Source organism: Kribbella sp. NPDC051770, assembly GCF_040681455.1.
GTDB lineage: Bacteria > Actinomycetota > Actinomycetes > Propionibacteriales > Kribbellaceae > Kribbella.
Genome location: NZ_JBFAYT010000001.1, coordinates 1301439 through 1318534, shown reverse-complemented (window position 1 = coordinate 1318534; position 17096 = coordinate 1301439). Strand labels below are relative to the sequence as shown.

The window sequence follows — 17096 nt, the reverse complement described above, 5'->3', positions numbered from 1 at the left end:
ATCCCACCGCGGACGACGTCGGCAAACCCTTGACGCCAGGCGCAAACGCTCCGCCTGGCCCGAACGCGAAGGCCGGCGAGCTGCTACGCCTGCCCGGCCTGCTCCTCCGGGGTCGCCTTGCGCACGACCAGCCGCGTCCACGCACCCACATAGATCCGGTCGTCAGCGTTCAGCTCACGCCGCTGCCCCGGCGGAACCGGGTCCTCGGGCAGCGGCCCCGACGCCGGGCCGACGAACGTGCCGTTGGACGACTGCAGGTCCTCCACCCACCAGCGCTGCCCGTCGGTGGTCAGCTGCGCCTGCCGGCGGCTCACACCGGTGTCGTCGCCGCAGTCCACCTCCGGGCTGATCCCACGGCTGCGCGACGGGCGCCCGACCAGCACGCTCTTCTCGGTCAGCGGTACAATGACCGGTAGGCCCGGCGAGGGGCACGGGTCGTCGCTCTGCTGCACGGCGTACCAGTCGGGGTCGACCCAGCGCTCCACGACCCACTCGGCGACCTCCTGCGGAGCAGGCGGCACCGGCGGCGGCGCCGTACTCGGTCCGAGGTCCAGTGGTGAGGCGGCCCGGGGCATCGTGCCGGTGGTGAAGTCGTACCCGCAGGACTCGCAGAACAGCGCGTCCACAGCAGCGGACTCGTTGCAGTTCGGGCAGGCCTGCGTAGTCGGCGCTGCCGGAGCAGGCGCCGCCACTGCAGGAGCCGGTACGGCGGCAGCCGCCGGTGTGGCAGCAGCTCCGATCGGCAGCCCGCAGACGTCGCAGTAGTCGGTGGAGGTCGACGGGTGCCCGCTCGGGCACGTGGTCCCGCTCACTTCTTCACCCGGGTCGTCTTGGTGGAGGCCGTGTCGAGAGCCATCTCGTCGACCTTCTCGACCGTGCGCTTGAGCCGCACGGTGCCGGTGTCCTGGTCGTCGATGTCGACCACCTTGCGCAGCCGCGAGGTGGCCTCCTCGTTGCCGGTCTGGGCAGCCAGCTGCACGGCCCGGCCGAGCTTGGTGGTCGCGGTCGCGGTGTCACCGGCGGCCTTGGCCGCCAGGCCCTCCTGGATCGCGTCGGCCAGCTCGGTCTGCCCGGTGTAGTGGGCGACCTCCGGGCTGATCCGGGTGGTCAGGGCCTCGTCGGCCGACCACAGCGCCTTCACCAGGCCCTGCGCGAGCACCTGGTCGCCGACAGCCAGCTGGACCCGGGCAGCGAGCTGCTCCTGCCCGATTCCCTTCGCAGCAAGCCGTACGGCGACGTGGTAGTCGCGGGACTCGTCGCCCCAGGAGCCGGTCGGGTAGGACCCGGTCAGCGCGTTCACCTCGGTACGCCGTGCGGTCAGGTCGTCCACGGTCGGGGCGACCTGGCGGACGAACAGCACCTGCGCGCCCTGCGGCGCCCAGACCCGCAGGTCCGCCGCGGCGACGCCCTTGCTCATCGCCTGCTGGATCAGCTTCTGGAACTCGGCCGCCAGCTGCTCCGGCGCCGGGATGATGTCGACCGTGCCGAGCAGCGCGGTGGCGATCCGGCGCACCTCGTCGACCTGCCAGGCCACACCGACACCGCGGCAGTCGCACTGGAACTGGCCGGTGACCGCCTCGATCGTCGCGGTCAGCACCTCCGGCGACTCGTGCTGGTTCTCGCCGTCGGTGAGCAGGATCGCGTGCTTCTGCGACAGCGACGGGACGGTCGCGAAGACCCGCGAGGCCAGCCGCAGCCAGGTTCCCATCGCGGTCCCGCCGTCGGCGTAGAAGCGCGACACGGCCTCCTTGGCGGCCTGCCGGGTGTAGGCGTCCATCCGGACCATCACCGGCTCGGCCGACGGCGGGAAGGCCAGCTGAGCCCGGTCGTTGCCGGAGATCACCGCGAACCAGACCCCGTCGAGGATCTGGTCGATCGCGGTCTGCGCGGCGTACGCGGCGGCCCGGACGCCCTCGGCGCCCATCGAGCCGGACGTGTCGACGATGATGATCTCGCCGGCGTCGCCGGACCCGGTCTGGCCCGCGACGCCCGCGCCGGCGCAGTCGACGGTGACGATCGCGTGCACGTCGGTACCGCCGTCGGGCAGGAACTCGTTCTGGTAGACGGTGGCGGAGAACTCGGCCATCTCGTGGGGTTCCTTTCGGTCCGGCGGGATCAGGGGAGGCGCGCGAGCGCGACGGTGATGTTGTCCTGGCCGCCCTGGGCGTTCGCCCAGTCGACCAGCGCGGACGAGGTGGCCAGCGGTTCGCCACTGTTGGCCGCAGCGGTCTGACGGACCAGGTCGGCCAGCGGTGCCGCTTCGGAGCAGTAGTTCCACAGCCCGTCCGAGCAGACCAGCAGCCAGCCGGGACCGTCCACTCGGAGCGTGGTGGTCCGCGGGGTGTGGTCCGGGGCGTCCTTGCCCAGCCAGCGGGTGATCGCGTGTGCCTGCGGACCGGTCTCGGCCTCGTGCCGCGGTACGCCGGTGGCGATCAGCTCGGCCGCCCAGGAGTCGTCCACGGTCAGCCCGACGGCCTCGCCGTTGTCCGGGAACCAGTACGCCCGGCTGTCGCCGACCACGCCGGCGACCAGCAGACCTGCCTCGAGCACGGTGGCGACGAACGTGCAGGACGCCGGGTTCGGGCTGTCCGGACTCGTGTTCGCCAGTACGGCGTCGCTCGCGGCGTCAGCTGCCGCGTTGAGCCGGGCGATCACCGCCGCCTCTCGCGACGACTCGGTACCCATGCCCTGCGCGTGCCCAGCAGCCAGTACGTCGCGCGCCGCGCGAGCGGCGGCCAGGCTGGCCACGTCGGAGTCCAGCGACGAGCTCACCCCGTCGCAGACCACCAGCAACGCGCGGCTGCCCGGCTCTGCGTCGGCAGCGATCGCCACGGCGTCCTCGTTGCGGCTGTGCCGGATGCCCCGGTCACAGACCGCGGCGACCCAGGGAGCAGGCTGCTCGCTGAAGTGGTCACGCGGCTTGCTGGCCTTCGTGCCGCAGGTCTCGCAGTAGCCGTCGGCACCGACCGTGCCGCCGCAGGAGCGGCAGGGACCGGGCGTGAACGCCGGCGCCGGGGCACCGGTGTGCAGCTCGATGGTCGGTTCCGTGTCGGTATCCAGCGCGGGCGTGCTCGGTGCGGCGCCGGGCTGCAGCTCGGCGCCGCAGCTCTCGCAGTACAGGTCGGCGTCGGAGACCGGCTCGCCACACTGGGGGCAGGCCGTCCGGGTCGTACTCGTCATCGCAGCGTCCATCCTCGAACCTCGTTGGCCAGGTCGACCAGGGCGATCCTTTCCTCCCGGCTGCGCGCGTGGCCGGCCAGCTCACGGTAGGCCGACTCCAGGCCGGCGCGCAGGTCCGACTCGGTCGCGGCGTGCTTCGAGATCACCACCTGCGGGTCCGGGCCGTTGGCCAGCACCACGTCCAGGGCGGTCGCGAACACGCTCGCCGACAGGTTCGCCCGGTCCACCGGGTCGATGGTCAGGTCGTCGATACTGCCCATGGCCTCGGCCAGTGCGCCCAGGCCACGCCCCGATCCGGCCAGCAGCCCGGCCCGCAGCCGGCGGGCCCGGATGTAGGCGCCGCTGGTCGGCGGCACCAGGTCGAGCGCCGCGACCGCGCCGTCGAGGTCACCGCGCTCCGACCGGATCGTCGACAGCCCGAAGGCCGACGGGGCGATGTAGTTGGCGTCGGTCCGGGCACAGGTCAGGTAGAGACCCTCGGCGACGTCGTACTCGCCGCTGAGCCGGCAGGACTCCGCCAGGCCCAGTTTCGGCGCCAGCTCACCCGGCACCTGGCCGTAGACCGCGTTGAACGCCGACTGCGCGGCGGGGATGTCGTTGCGGGCCAGGGCGACCAGTCCGGCCATCCAGACCGCGCGCCACTCCCACGGGTCCTGCTTGAGCAGGTCGCTGACCGCGGTGTCGACCATGTCGTACTGGCCGGAGTCCAGAGCGGCCTGGGCGAACTCCAGCAGCGTCTGCGGAGTCTGCTCCGGCGCGTTGGAGATGGCCTCCAGCCGCTGCTCGGGGTCCTGCACGCTGACCGTCTTCAGCCAGCCGGCCATCTTGTCGCCGTCGTCCGGCAGCAGCGAGGGGAGGCGCTGCCAGGGCAGTGCGGCCTCGCCGAGCGCTGCTGCCCGGTCGCCCGGGCTGCCGAACAGCAGCGACGACGTAGAGTGCTGCGCGGCGCCGTACGGCTGCTTGGCCGCGACCACCTCCCGCAGTACGCCGAGCAGCTGCACGCGCAGCTCGTCGGCGGAGACGAAGCGGTCGGCCGGGTCCTTCGCGCACGCCTTGAGCAGCAGGCGGTAGAACGAGTCGTACTCCTGGAACAGCGGCACGTCGCTCACCGGCGGCAGCGACGCGATGTACGTCGACTGGTAGCCGCGGAACTCCATCGCCAGCACGGTCAGCGTGCGGCCGAGCGTGTAGATGTCGGACGCGATCGACGTCCCGACCTCCGGGACCTCCGGCGCCTGGTAGCCGACGGTGCCGTAGATCGCCGAGTCCATGTCGTCGATCCGCCGGACACCACCCATGTCGATCAGCTTCACCGCGTCGCCGACCTGGATGATGTTGTCCGGCTTGAAGTCGCAGTAGACCAGGCCGAGGTCGTGCAGGTACGAGAACGCCGGGAGGATCTCCAGCAGGTAGGCGATCGCCTGGTCCACCGGCAGGGCGTTGTACTGGCCGCGGTTGGCCTGCATGCGCTGCTTGAGCAGGGTCTTCAGGCTGGTGCCGCCGACGTACTCCATCACGATGTAGCCGGCGCCGTCGTGGGTGACGAAGTTGTAGATCTCGACGATCAGCGGGTGCTCGACGCGGGCCAGGAACTGCTGCTCGGCGATCGCCGCGGCGACGGCGTCGGGGTCCTCGGAGTTGAGCAGGCCCTTGAGCACCACCCAGCGGTCGGAGACGTTCTGGTCCTGGGCCATGTAGATCCAGCCGAACCCGCCGTGTGCCAGACAGCCGGCCACCCGGTACTGGCCACCGACGAGGTCCCCGGCCTTCAGCTTCGGCGAGAACGAGAACGGGCTGCGGCACTTCGGGCAGAAGCCTTCGGTGCGCCCCGGCTGGTCGCCACGGGCACGGCCGACCGCGTTCCCGCAGTTCGGGCAGTTCCGACGATCCTCGGGGACCATCGGGTTCTGCAGGATCGCCTTGCTGGCGTCGATCGGCGGGATGGTGGGGACGCTGGTCAGCCCAGCACCGAGCCGTGCGCCGCGGAGGCGAGTGGAGGAGGTTCCCAGCCGCCGGGTCAGCTTGGAGCCGGCAGCCTGAGCTCGAGCAGAGCCCAGGGGAGTGGAAGCCAGCCGGTTGGAAGCCCGAGAAACTGTTGAGGGTGAGCTGATCGGCTCCGGAGCTGCTGAACTAGCACCCTCGGCACCGCCAGGTGTGCCGCAGACATCGCAGTACCCGTCGACAACCGTCCCTGAGCAACCTGGTTGCTGGCAGCCCCCAGCGGCAGCAGGTGCTCCCAGACCAGCAGTCCCACTGCCTGTAGTGGCAGCAGGCGATCCGCAGACGTCGCAGTACCCATCAGCAATGGTGCCGGTGCATCCCGGCTGGGTGCAGGTCATGTTGTTCCTCCGACACTGTTGTCCAGATAGGTCTGGTACGCCGCGACCAGCGCGGCCAGCCGGACCAGATCCACCGGCTCCGCCTTCAGTACTTCCCGCCCTCGCCGGTACAGCTCAGCCAGGTCCTCAGTAGCTCCACCAGTACGAGCCACGCTGCCCGCCTTCACCTGGTACGCGTCCAGCCGCGCCGCCAGTTCGTCCCGCCGCGCGAGCGCAGCACCGTACGCCGACTGCGCCTGCCCCAGCGCACGCCGTACGGCGTCCAGCCGGGTCAGGTACTTCTCCAACTCAGCAGGCGTGTTCGGCACCGCCCCCAGCGCAGTCACATCCGGTACGCCGAGCCGCGGCGCAGGCGCCACCGCCGCGACGCACTGGTCAGCCAGCGCCCGCACAGCCGTCCCCTGCGCCTCCAGCTCGGTCCGCAGCGTCCGCGCCCGCGCCACGTCGGCAGCGCGCTCCCGCCGCGTGGCCGACCCGACGATCAGGTCCCGCTCGACCAGCGCCGCGTCGATCTCCAGCGGCCCGATCAGCCCGCCGACATCGGCGCCCCGCTTGGACCGCTCGGTCACGTCGGTGACGCGGCGGTCCAGGTCGTGGTGCTTGGCGATCGCGTCGTTCCGGCTCACCGCGGGCTCCCGCGTGACCAGGTCGCTGATCCGCTCGACCTGTGCGCGCAGCTGCCGGAGCCGGGCCGCCAGGTCGGCGTCCCCGGGCTCCAGCGCCAGCTTGGCCCGCAGCGTCGCGGCCAGCGCATCCGACAAAGTGCATGCCTCGGGCAACGAAACCGCGAGCGACCCGCCGGCCGCGCCGGCCCCGGAGGTGGTGTCCAGGCCGCCCCAGATCAGCGTCGAGATCCGCTCGGTCTCGGCCGCGCCGACCCGCCCGGAGTCCCAGGTCAGCAGGATCAGCTCGTACCGGTCCGAGACCGCCTTCCAGACCGCCATGCTGAGCACCACGTCGGCGCTCAGCGCGTCCGCGTCGGCGGCGTGCAGGGCGGCCTGGTCGAGCTCGTCCAGCTCCGCGCGGCGCCGGTCCCGCCAGGTCCCGAGCGCGTCCAGGAACGCCAGCAGCTCCGCGGCGGGAACGCTGCTGCCGATCCGGCCCGGAGGCGCCGGCGCGACGGCGGTCGGCGTACGAACGGTCATCAGCCCCTGCCGTAGAGGGGCTTCGGCGGCGCCGGCGCCGGCCCGAGGGTCGGCGCGAGCCACTTGTCGTAGGAGGCCTTCCAGCGCCCCTCGGCCTTCATCTGCTCCAGCACCCCGTTGACGAACCGGACGAAGTCCACATCGCCCGCGGGAATCCCGAGGCCGTACGGCTCGTCGCTGATCCGCTGGCTGATGATCTTGGCGTACGGGTCCTGCGCGGCCTCACCGGCCAGCACGGTGTCGTCGCCGCTGATGCCGTACGCCTTGCCCTGCTGGAACAGCACCAGGCAACCGGTGTCGGTGTCGGCGGTGATCGGCGTGATGTCCTTGTACTTCTTCAGGTTGTCCAGACTGGTCGAACCGGCCGGCGCGCAGATCGTCTTGCCGCCGAGGTCCTCCAGCCTGGTCGCGGTCGAGTCGCGCTGGATCAGCGTCTTCTGGCCGGACCGGTAGTACTCGGCGGAGAACGCGATCTGCTGCCAGCGGGCGCAGTTGATCGTCATGTTCCGGGCCACGATGTCGATCTTGGACGCCTTGTTCTGCAGCACCGGGATGCGTTGCGGGCTGGAGATCACCACCAGCTCGACCTTGTTCGGGTCGCCGAAGATGGCCCGGGCGACCTCGCGGACCATGTCGATGTCGAAACCCTCGATGGCGCCGGTGATCGGGTTGCGCGAGCCCAGGTTCAGGCTGTCCGCGGAGATCCCGGCCCGGAGTCGGCCGTTGCGGTAGATCCTGTCCACCGTCGAGCCGAGCCTCGCCTGCCCGGGGGCCGGGAGCGCGCCCTCGGGTGCGTACGAGCGCAGCTCGTCGGTCAGGTTGTTCTTGCAGGTCGGCCCGGCCGGCGGCGGCGCCGTACTGGTCGGGGCGGCCGGCTTCGGCGGGACCTCGGTGGCCGCGTAGTCGCCCGAGCCGCAGGCGGCCAGGGCGAGCAGCGCCACGGCGCTGCCGGCGGCGATCAGCTGCTTCCTCATCGGTATTCCCCCAGTCGCTGGGACAGGCCCCACGCGGCGAGCAGCGCGGCTGCGATCCCGATCGGCAGGCCGAGCCAGCCGATCGGCGGCAGCGAGCCGCGCGCGTCGGCGAGGTTCTGCTGGGCCGCGTCGCTGCTGACCCCGAGGGTCGAGGCGGAGGCCTTGTCGAAGGTGGTGAACGGCGTGGTCGCGGAGCCCGCGCCGGTGCCGATCGCGCGATCCACGGCGTCGTCCCACTTGCCGCTGTCGTCGGCCGAGCGGATCGCGACGTGCGCCGCCTTGTACTGCTGCCACGCGCTCGCCGCCGAGCCGGCGCCGGAGCCGATCGCGGCGAGCTGCTTGTCGACCCGCGCGGCGGCGGACTTCCACGCCGTCTCGAAGTCCGAGCCGGAGCCGCGGGCGATCAGGGTCAGGCTCTCGTTCGACTTGGCGTCGTACGCCGCGATCCGGGCCTGGGCCAGCGCCAGCGCGTCGGTGTACTCGTCGGCACGGGTGTCGCGGGCCGAACTGCTGGCTCCGGCGAGCCCGGCACCGCCGACCACCATCGTCAGCAGCACCAGGACGGCTCCCACGACCAGCGGCACGTTCAGGTACCGGTGAGTGCGCTTGGCCAGCCAGACCATCGTCAGCACCAGTACGGCGAGGCTGATCAGCCCGCCGACGATCAGCCAGATGTTGCCGCGGCCGACGCCGTTGAACTCGACTCTGACCCGGTCCTCGTTAGCGGTGACCAGCGCGTTCAGCAACGGCAGCGACTCGTTCTGCAGCGTGGCGTTGGCGTCCTTCAGGTACTGCGAACCGATCGGCAGGCCCTGGCGGTTGTTGGTCCGCGCCTGCTCGATCTGGCCGTTGTAGGTGAGCAGGGTCTGGTTGAGTGCGCCGAGCACGGTCTGGTCGGCCGGCTGGGCCGTGGCCGCCTCGGCGATCAGCCGGGAGGCCGTCGCCAGCGAGTCAACGAAGTGCTGGCGCTGGGCCGGCGGCTCCAGGCCACCGACGAGGAACGCGTTGGTGGCGTCCGCGTTGGCCGCGACCAGGTTGGTGTGGATCGCCTGTACCCGGACCAGCTGCGCGGTGTTCGCCTCCGCTCGCTTCAGAGCGCCGTCGGACTGGCGGAAGCCCTGCGCTGCGGCCAGGCCGAACAGCACGGCGACGACGGCGGTCAGGATGAGCAGTGCGCGCATCCGGCCCGGCGTACCGTAGAAGAAGATGTTGACGACGCCGTGCGGCTTACGAGCCGGTGGCTGCTGCTGCGGCGCGCCGCTGGACGCGGCGGGCGCGGCCGGCGGCGACCAGGTCGCCGGGGGCGCACTGACTGTCTGGGTCACGCCTGTTCTCCTTGCTCGGGCAGCTCTTCACTGACCAGCTCTGTTCCGACCTCGGCAGTACTGGGAGCAGCAGGTGGGTGCAGGTCCTCGTCGGTGAGGTCCTCAGGGAGGATCTGACGCAGCTGCTCGGTGGTGGGTGCCGTGACGTCGCGCAGCCGCCAGGCGTGCCGGCCGATCGCGGCCTCCAGCGTGTTGCGCGCGAACCGGCCGTTACCGAACGACCGCCCGCGCGGCGTCGACTCCAGCACGACCTGGAAGTGCGTCAGCGCGCTCTCGGTCAGCTCGTAGTCGGCTGCCTCGGCCAGCCCGGTGAGGATGTCGGTCAGCTCGGCGTCGGTGTAGTCCTCGAACCCGATCGTCGTCCGGAACCTGCTGGCCAGGCCGGGGTTGGCGGCGATGAACGTCTCCATCGGCTCGGGGTACCCGGCAACGATCACGACCAGGTCGTCGCGGCGGTCCTCCATCTCCTTGACCAGGGTGTCGACCGCCTCCCGCCCGTACTGGTCGGTGCCCTGGTCACCGGAGGTCAGGCTGTACGCCTCGTCGATGAACAGCACGCCGCCGGCCGCCGACGCGACCACCTCGGCGGTCTTGGTCGCGGTCTGGCCCAGGTACCCGGCGACGAGCTCGGAGCGGTCCACCTCGACCAGCTGGCCTTTGCTGAGCAGCCCGAGCGCCTTGTAGATGCCACTGACCAGCCGGGCGACCGTGGTCTTCCCGGTCCCCGGGTTGCCCACGAACACCAGGTGCCGGGTGATGGTCGGGCTCTTCAGCCCGGCGTCGGTCCGTAGCTTCTCCACCCGCAGTACGGCGACCTGCCGGTGCACCTCCCGCTTGACCTTCTCCAACCCGGTCAGCTCGTCCAGCTCAGCCAGCAGCTCCTCCACCGACCGCTCAGGCTCAGCCGCTTCAGGTGCGACTACTTCTTCCGTCTTCTTCTCAGTAGTTGTCGGCGCTGGGGGAGTGCTACCGACTTGAAGGGGACGGGCTCCGGCTGCCTGCAGCTGAGCTGCTGCAGCGACCGAAGCATTTCCGATCACCCGCATCGTCGGCTCACCCAGCGAACAACTCGCCGACGCGACCTCAGCCAGCGCCTCGGCGTACGCGACCTTCTCCGGCGACCCCTGCGCGACCAGCTCGATCAGTACCGCAGTGGGCGACCCCCGCCACCTCCGCCCCCGTACGGCGGCGTCGAAGAAGTCCTGAGTAGTAGCACCCGGCGTCACCGCCGCCCAGTCCGCCGGAGCGCCCGGAGCCGACTCGGCCAGCGCAGCGGCGAGCGACAGCGCCTCCGCCCGGGCAGTGTCCTCGGACACCCCCGCACGCCCGGCGACGGTCAGCAGCGCCGCCAGTGCGTCCTTCAGCGAAGTACCCCCCACGCTGCTCATGCCCCTCCTCGTCCTGGCGGTGGTTGTAGCGGTCGTGGCCCTGGTGGCGGTTCCGCGGGCGGTGTCTCGCCGAGAGCCAGTGCACCACCGGTCGACCCGGTGCCGAACTTCTCCTGCAGGAACCTGCCGTGCGCGACCAGCGCGGCCGCGTCGGCCCGGTTCACCGCGTCGAAGACCTTGTCCATCGTGGACCCCAGCAGGTCCAGCTGGTCGATCAGCAGCATCAGCGACGTCTTGCCGCGGTCCACCGGCCGGCTGTCGGCCCACTGCCGCGGGAGCCGCAGGTACCCGCCGATGGCCTCCGGCAGGTAGTCCGTCGCGGTCGCCATCACGGAGTACGCCTGCAGGCTGCCGCCGAGGTTGCCGAGCCGCGGGATGGTCTCCCGGACGATCCGGACCACCCGGTTGACCCGCGACGCCACCACCGCCGGTACGGCGCCGTCCGCGACCAGCTGCTCGACCCGGACCAGCGCCGCGAGCAGGTCGTCGGTCGTGGGCGCGCGGGGACCAGGGTCGGGCTCCGGCTCCGCCTTGCGACCGGTCAGCCGCGCGAAGAAGTCACCCAGCGCCATGCAGTCCTAGTCCCCCCGCTCGTGTCTCGGCTCAGCGGCCGAGGTCCAGGCTGCCCTGAACCACCCGCTGGTCCTGCTGGGCCACCCGGTCCAGGTAGCTGCGGGACTTGGTCACCTCGTTCTCCAGCGTGCCGATGGTGGCGGCCATGTTGTCCAGCGCCTCCACCTTGAAGGTGTCGATCGCGTCCATCGTGGCGTAGATGTTCGCGAACGCCGCCTGCAGCTGCGGCAGCCCGATGGTCGCCGAGGCGGCCTGCTGCTGGATCGCGACCGAGTTGTCGCGCAGCATCTGCGAGGTGCGCTCGATCATCCCGCTGGTGGTGGTGTTCAGCGCGGTGATCTGGTCGAGCACCAGCTTCTGGTTGCCCAGCGCCTGGGCCACGATGACCGCCGTCCGGAGCGCGGAGACGGTCGTGGTCGAGGCGCGGTCGACGCCCTTGATCAGCTCGATGTTGTTCTTGATCACGATGTCGATGGCCAGGTAGTTCTGGATCGACACGGCCAGCTGGACGAGCAGGTCCTGGTGCTTCTGCCGGACGTAGAACAGCACGTCCTCGCGCAGCGCCTTGGCCTTGTCCGGGTCGGTCGCCTCCAGCTCGGCGATGGTCGCCGACAGCCGCGCGTCCAGCCGCTCGGCGACGTACACGTACTGGTTCAGCCGGCCCATCGCGTCCCAGAGCTGCTGCTTCTCCAGGTTCAGCGCGGCGTTGTCCTTGCCGAGCTCGTCCTGGCCGTTGCGCAGCGAGTGCAGGATCCCCTCGAGGTGGCTCTGCGCGCTCTGGTACTTGCGGAAGTAGTCCTCGATCTTGTCGCCGAACGGGATCATCCCGAGCAGCTTCTTGGTCCCGGTGGCTTCCTTGGGGTCCAGGTTCTCGACCGTACGGCGCAGCTCGAGCAGCGTCTTGCCGACCGTCGAGCCCTCCGACAGCCCGCCGGCCGTCAGCGCCTTGACCGGCGACTGCAGCAGCCGGTTCGAGCTCTCGGCGGCGTGCCGGATGTCGACGTCACCCATGCTGCGCACGTCGCTGGCCTTGGCCGCGAACTCCGGCGAGCGCGGCGCGGCGGTCATCAGCGAGGTCAGGTAGGTGTCGACCTTCGAGTCCAGCCCCGGCAGCGCGGCCGGGTCGACCGCGGGCGCCATGCTCGGCGCGGCCGTCGCGGCGACCGGCTGTGTCGGCGCGGGTGCGGTGAGTATCAGTCCCGGCGCGGTCGCGGTCGGCGGCTGCAGCGGCGACACCGCCGGCTGCGCCTGCGCGGCCCCCGCTCCGGGTGTCCCCGCGGTGTTGTCGGCTTCGGTCATCGTCGTTCCCCTCCGGTGGCCTGCCACGGGCCCGCGCCCGCGTCCCCTGTCACACACTCCGTGACGCGCACACAATCTACGCGGTTCCCGGTCCGTTGGGACCAGACGTAACGTAGTCGTTGTCAGGACAAGGAGCGGGCGTAGCTGACGAAGGTGAAGCCCTCGCGGGGGTCGCGGGCCGTCTCGGTCCACGCGGCGGGGTCGATCTCCGGGAAGGTGACGTCGCCCTCGGGGGACTGGTCGACCTCGGTGAGCTCCAGGCGGTCGGCGTACGGGAGGGCGAGCCGGTAGATCTCGCCGCCGCCGGCCACGTAGATGTCGTTGCCGTCGGCAAGCTTGAGGGCGTCGTCCAGGCTGTGGACGACGTCGACACCCTCGGCCGACCAGTCGGCCTGCCGGGTGACGACGACCGTACGGCGGCCCGGCAGCGGGCGGCCGATCGAGTCGTAGGTCCTGCGGCCCATCACCAGCGTGTGGCCGAGCGTCAACTGCTTGAAGTGCTGCAGGTCCTCGCGGATCCGCCAGGGCAGGTCGTTGTCGCGGCCGATCACACCGTTGCGGCCGACGGCCGCGATCAGGACGATGCTCATACCGCGATCGGCGCCTTGATCCCCGGGTGCGGGTCGTAGCCGGTCAGGACGACGTCGGCGATCTCGTAGCTGTCGATCGAGTCGCGCTTGGCCAGCTCCAGCGTCGGCAGCGGCCGGGGCTCGCGGGTGAGCTGCAGCTTGGCCTGGTCGAGGTGGTTCAGGTACAGGTGCGCGTCGCCGAGGGTGTGCACGAAGTCACCGACCTCGAGCCCGGTCTGCTGGGCGACCATGTGCGTGAGCAGCGCGTACGACGCGATGTTGAACGGGACGCCGAGGAAGATGTCGGCCGAGCGCTGGTACAGCTGGCAGGACAGCTTCCCCTCGGCGACGTAGAACTGGAACATCGTGTGGCACGGCGGCAGCGCCATGTCGTCCAGTTCGGCGACGTTCCAGGCGCTGACCAGGTGCCGGCGGGAGTCCGGGTTCTTCCTGATCGCCTCGATGACACCGCTGATCTGGTCGACGTGCCGGCCGTCCGGGGTCGGCCAGGAGCGCCACTGGTAGCCGTAGACCGGGCCGAGTTCGCCGTTCTCGTCGGCCCACTCGTCCCAGATCGAGATGCCGTTCTCCTGCATCCACTTCACGTTCGTCGAGCCGCTGAGGAACCAGATCAGCTCGCCGACCACCGACTTCAGGTGCAGCTTCTTGGTGGTCACCGCGGGTAACCCGGCGCTCAGGTCGTACCGCGCCTGGTGCCCGAAGACACTCAGCGTGCCGGTCCCGGTGCGGTCGCCCTTCTCGACGCCGTGGGTGAGGACGTGGTCGAGGAGGTCCAAGTACTGCCGCATGGTGCCGACCTTACAACCGGCGCTGTACGGCGTACTGGCAGACTCGCGCCCGTGGGTGACGTGGAGTACGTGCTGACGCTGGTGCTGCACGTGGAGAAGACCGAGCGCCCGGCGCAGACCGACGCACTGGAGACCGCGGCGCGCGCCGTCCTGGCGATCCTCGCCGATGAGCGCTCGACCGGCGAGGGCGAGTGGGCCGAGGCGATGTACGCCTGGCAGGACGCGCGGATCCGGAAGGTCGTACGCCGTGCGCGAGGCGCCGAGTGGCGCCGGGCGGCGGCGTTGCCGGGGATCACGGTCGCTTCGGGCGCTTCCGAGGGGCCGCCTCCCGCGGAGGTCCGAATCTTTCCTCCGGTCCCGCTGGACGAGGTCCCGAAGGACTTGGCGAAGCTGCAGGTCACCGGCACCGACCTGGAGGACGAGGACCTACCGCCGGTCGCGCCCGGCCTGCCCGTGCTCTGGGTCAACCCCGGCCTGGAGATGTCCACCGGCAAGACGATGGCCCAGGTCGGACATGCGGCTCATCTGGCGTGGTGGCGCTTGCCGGACACCGCCCGGAAGGCGTGGGCCGACGACGGGTTCCAGCTGGCCGTGCGGACGGCCTCCGCGGACCAGTGGAAGCAGCTGCTGCGCACCCGCCTTCCCGTCGTACAGGACGCAGGCTTCACCGAGGTCGAGCCCGGCAGCCATACGGTCATCGCGGATCACCCAGCGCTCATCCGGTAGTGCAGGTGGGTCACCCGGTCGCCGCTGTGCTGCGATCACCTTGCTCATCAGGAGTCTTTCCGTACGGCGTACGTGAGGTGCTGGGCGTTCGGCGTGGAGATCGCGGAGGTCAGCTCCAGGTCCACCCGCGGGCCGTCGCCGGCCGGGTAGAGCCGCGTTCCACCACCCAGTACGACGGGCGCCACGTGCAGCCGCAGGACGTCGGCCAGGCCGGCGGCGAGCACCGCGTAGCAGACCTCGCCGCCGCCCATGACGACCGTGTCCTTGTCCCCGGCGGCCTCGCGGGCCTGGCGGATCGCGTCGGCGAGGTCGGTGACGAACGTGAAGCGGTCGCCGAGGCGGGTCTTGGCCGGGGCCTCGTGGGTGACCACGAAGATCGGCGGGTTCTGCTCGCCGTTCGGCTGCGCGCCGTACCCGAGCTCGTCGGTCCAGCCGTCCGGGGCGTCGATCACGTCGAACAGGTTGCGGCCCTGGACGACCGAGCCGGTCTCGGTGAAGCTCCGGTCGAGCACCGCGCGGTCCTCGTCGGTGCCGTCGAAGACCCAGTTGTGCAGCGCCTCGCCGTTGTCGCCGAGGCCGTTGCCCGGGCCGGCGTTCGGCCCGGTGACGTACCCGTCCAGCGAGACGGTGATGTCGACCACGACCGGGCTCATCGGCCGGTCTCCTTGGCGAGCAGCGCGGTCAGCTTGTCCAGCCCGTCGTTCAGGCCGCGCTCCATCCCGCTGGCGACCATGCCGTCGCGGGCCTCGATCGACGGGAACACCGACCAGACCCGCAGCTGGACGCCGTTCTCGGTCGCGGTGTACGTCGCCTTCTCCAGGCTGACCTCGCCCGGGAACCCTTCGTACTCGAAGGTCTGGATGACCATCTCGCCGGGCACGATGGCGTGGAAGACACCGCGGAAGGCGTACTCGCCGCCGTCGGCGTCGCGGTGGATGTAGCGGTACCGGCCGCCCGGGCGGACGTCGTACTCGACGACCTCCATCTCCAGCTCGTTCGGGCCGAGCCACTGCGCGACCAGGTCCGGGTCGGTGGAGACCTTGAACAGCTGGGCCGGGGTGGCGGCGAACTCGCGCAGCACCTCGATGAACGGGGTGTTCGCGGGCGCGTTGATGGTGGTCTCACTCATGGTCCTGCTCCTTCACGGTTTCGAGAACGGCGTCGATCCGGCGGAACCGGCGCTCGGTGGTCAGCCGGTACTGGTCGATCCAGCTGGTCAGCTGCTCGAGGGCGCTCGGCGCGAGGTGGCACGGCCGGCGCTGGCCGTCGCGGGTCCGGGTGATCAGCCCGGCGGCCTCCAGCACGGAGATGTGCCGGGAGATCGCCTGCAGCGTGATCGGGAACGGCTCGGCGAGCTCGTTCACCGTCGCCGGACCACGGGACAGCCGGGCGATCAGCGACCGCCGGACCGGGTCGGCCAGAGCCAGGAAGGCCCGGTCGAGTGCTGCTTCGTCGAACGTCATCTTTATCAACCAATTCCTTGATCAACTGATGTGTTGAATATAGGCAGAGGTTGGCGAGAGGGTCAAGAGGGCGCTTCCAGCAACTTCGGTTGTCGCGCGGTGGTCAGTCCGTGGGCGTTCGGTCGACCGCGTGGCCGTTCTTCCAGATCGTCCTGATCGCGCGCACGGCGGTGATGTCGTGGGTCGGGTCCCCGTCGACGAGCACCAGATCGGCGCGACGGCCGACGGCGACGCGGCCGCGGTCGAGCAACCGGAAAGCTTCGGCAGGTGCGGCCGTTGCGGCGGTCAGCGCCTCGCTGGGGGAGAGGCCGGCGCGGACCAGGTGCTCGAGCTCGGTGAACAGGCTGGCCCCGCTCACGTTGGCCCGGACCGGCGCATCCGTCCCGGCCAGGATCGGTACGCCGGCCGCGTGGAAGCGGCGTACGTTGGCCGACGCGATCCCCAGGAAGTCCGGGCGATCCGGCCGATCGGGCGGTTCCTGGTCGAGCAGGTAGGTCTGCGTCCCGCTCAACCAGTCGGTCACCCGCGGGTCGGCGAGCAGCGACTTGGCCCCGGCGCCCCAGTCGACCACCGACAATGTCGGTACGACGAGCGCGCCGCTGCGCTTGAGCACCACGACATCGGCGTCGCCCGCGACCGCGTCGTACGGCGCGTGAACGATGCCGTCGGCACCGAATCGCACGGTGTCGACCCAGAGCCGCAGCTTCTCGACGTGCGCGACGGCGAGCCGCCGGCGCCGGTGCGTCGCGGCGATGGTCGCGCGGACCTGCTCGGCGGTCAGGCTCGGCAGCGGGCGGTCGGGCGGGTTGCCCGGTTCGTAGACCAGCTTGATGAAGTCGGAGCCCTCGGCGATGCGGTCGCGCACGTACGCGTCGAGATCGGTATCGGGCTGCACGCGCGGGAACTCCCAGTCGGTGCCGAGCGGATGCCCGCCCGGCACGGTCACGCCGTTGCCGGCGGACCAGAGGTCGCTCTCGCGGGTCTGCTGCAGTGACTTGCGGCGGCGCCGGGCGTCCGCGAGCTTGGCGGGATCGCCGAACATCTCCAGCTCGGTGGTCACGCCGAACCGCAGCGCGTCGGCGCGGCTGCCTTCGAAGGTGTGGACGTGGCTGTCGATCAGCCCGGGGAGGAGCGTGCGGCCGCGCCCGTCGTGGACAGGTACGCCCTCCGGCTCAAGGTTGCCAATGGCAACGATGCGTCCGTCGGTGACCAGGACCGACGGACGGCCCGGGAGCACGCGCCGGCCGTCGAACACGCGGGCTCCCCGGATGAGCGTGGAACTCCGTGGGTGGGCCGCCGCCGGTGC

The 17096-nt window shown here is 71.0% G+C and carries 17 protein-coding genes; 1 reads left to right on the top strand and 16 read right to left on the bottom strand.

Annotated elements, in window-relative coordinates; translation table 11 throughout:
• Positions 1–83: 83 nt before the first annotated feature.
• The 12 genes from AB0M01_RS06310 to AB0M01_RS06255 all read right to left on the bottom strand — a co-directional run bounded on the left by AB0M01_RS06310 (position 84) and on the right by AB0M01_RS06255 (position 13601).
• Positions 84–812: an FHA domain-containing protein gene (locus AB0M01_RS06310; protein WP_363666037.1), complete on the bottom strand. Its 729-nt coding sequence runs from the start codon at positions 810–812 to the stop codon at positions 84–86.
• The gene (locus AB0M01_RS06305) at positions 809–2086 is read right to left on the bottom strand and encodes a VWA domain-containing protein (RefSeq protein ID WP_363666035.1); all 1278 of its coding nucleotides are present in this window, start codon (positions 2084–2086) and stop codon (positions 809–811) included. Before AB0M01_RS06305 ends, AB0M01_RS06310 begins: the two co-directional genes overlap by 4 nt.
• 29 nt (positions 2087–2115) lie before the next feature.
• On the bottom strand, positions 2116–3180 hold the full coding sequence (locus tag AB0M01_RS06300) for a PP2C family serine/threonine-protein phosphatase (RefSeq protein ID WP_363666033.1): 1065 nt from the start codon (positions 3178–3180) through the stop codon (positions 2116–2118).
• Positions 3177–5519: a tetratricopeptide repeat protein gene (locus AB0M01_RS06295; RefSeq protein ID WP_363666031.1), complete on the bottom strand. Its 2343-nt coding sequence runs from the start codon at positions 5517–5519 to the stop codon at positions 3177–3179. The genes AB0M01_RS06300 and AB0M01_RS06295 overlap by 4 nt, the downstream gene beginning before the upstream one ends.
• Positions 5516–6664, bottom strand: a complete 1149-nt coding sequence (locus AB0M01_RS06290) for a hypothetical protein (protein ID WP_363666029.1) — start codon at positions 6662–6664, stop codon at positions 5516–5518. The genes AB0M01_RS06295 and AB0M01_RS06290 overlap by 4 nt, the downstream gene beginning before the upstream one ends.
• Positions 6664–7638 (bottom strand): glutamate ABC transporter substrate-binding protein, encoded by a 975-nt coding sequence (locus tag AB0M01_RS06285; RefSeq protein ID WP_363666027.1) that lies wholly within the window; start codon positions 7636–7638, stop codon positions 6664–6666. The genes AB0M01_RS06290 and AB0M01_RS06285 overlap by 1 nt, the downstream gene beginning before the upstream one ends.
• Positions 7635–8963: a hypothetical protein gene (locus AB0M01_RS06280; RefSeq protein ID WP_363666025.1), complete on the bottom strand. Its 1329-nt coding sequence runs from the start codon at positions 8961–8963 to the stop codon at positions 7635–7637. The genes AB0M01_RS06285 and AB0M01_RS06280 overlap by 4 nt, the downstream gene beginning before the upstream one ends.
• Complete coding sequence (locus AB0M01_RS06275; protein WP_363666023.1) at positions 8960–10351, bottom strand: AAA family ATPase; 1392 nt, start codon at positions 10349–10351, stop codon at positions 8960–8962. The genes AB0M01_RS06280 and AB0M01_RS06275 overlap by 4 nt, the downstream gene beginning before the upstream one ends.
• Positions 10348–10923 carry a hypothetical protein gene (locus tag AB0M01_RS06270; RefSeq protein WP_363666021.1) on the bottom strand — a complete coding sequence of 192 codons (576 nt, stop codon included), beginning with the start codon at positions 10921–10923 and terminating at the stop codon, positions 10348–10350. Before AB0M01_RS06270 ends, AB0M01_RS06275 begins: the two co-directional genes overlap by 4 nt.
• 31 nt (positions 10924–10954) lie before the next feature.
• Positions 10955–12223, bottom strand: coding sequence for a toxic anion resistance protein (locus AB0M01_RS06265; protein WP_363666019.1), 1269 nt, complete (start codon positions 12221–12223; stop codon positions 10955–10957).
• A 122-nt stretch (positions 12224–12345) separates the two neighbouring features.
• Positions 12346–12813 (bottom strand): dihydrofolate reductase, encoded by a 468-nt coding sequence (locus AB0M01_RS06260; protein WP_363666017.1) that lies wholly within the window; start codon positions 12811–12813, stop codon positions 12346–12348.
• Entirely contained in the window at positions 12810–13601 is a 792-nt protein-coding gene (locus tag AB0M01_RS06255; protein WP_363666015.1) for a thymidylate synthase, read from the bottom strand. Before AB0M01_RS06255 ends, AB0M01_RS06260 begins: the two co-directional genes overlap by 4 nt.
• A 51-nt stretch (positions 13602–13652) precedes the next feature.
• Here AB0M01_RS06255 and AB0M01_RS06250 point away from each other — a divergent pair, with 51 nt between their 5' ends.
• Entirely contained in the window at positions 13653–14327 is a 675-nt protein-coding gene (locus tag AB0M01_RS06250; protein ID WP_363666013.1) for an aminoacyl-tRNA hydrolase, read from the top strand.
• A 47-nt stretch (positions 14328–14374) separates the two neighbouring features.
• Here the strand turns inward: AB0M01_RS06250 and AB0M01_RS06245 are convergent, their stop codons facing one another.
• The 4 genes from AB0M01_RS06245 to AB0M01_RS06230 form a co-directional block, all read right to left on the bottom strand.
• A complete protein-coding gene (locus tag AB0M01_RS06245; RefSeq protein WP_363666011.1) occupies positions 14375–14980 on the bottom strand; it encodes a dihydrofolate reductase family protein in 606 nt (201 codons plus the stop codon).
• Entirely contained in the window at positions 14977–15456 is a 480-nt protein-coding gene (locus AB0M01_RS06240) for an SRPBCC family protein (protein WP_363666009.1), read from the bottom strand. Before AB0M01_RS06240 ends, AB0M01_RS06245 begins: the two co-directional genes overlap by 4 nt.
• The gene (locus tag AB0M01_RS06235) at positions 15449–15790 is read right to left on the bottom strand and encodes a metalloregulator ArsR/SmtB family transcription factor (protein WP_363666007.1); all 342 of its coding nucleotides are present in this window, start codon (positions 15788–15790) and stop codon (positions 15449–15451) included. Before AB0M01_RS06235 ends, AB0M01_RS06240 begins: the two co-directional genes overlap by 8 nt.
• Before the next feature lie 103 nt (positions 15791–15893).
• The gene (locus AB0M01_RS06230; RefSeq protein WP_363666005.1) at positions 15894–17045 is read right to left on the bottom strand and encodes an amidohydrolase family protein; all 1152 of its coding nucleotides are present in this window, start codon (positions 17043–17045) and stop codon (positions 15894–15896) included.
• Between the last annotated feature and the right edge of the window lie 51 nt (positions 17046–17096).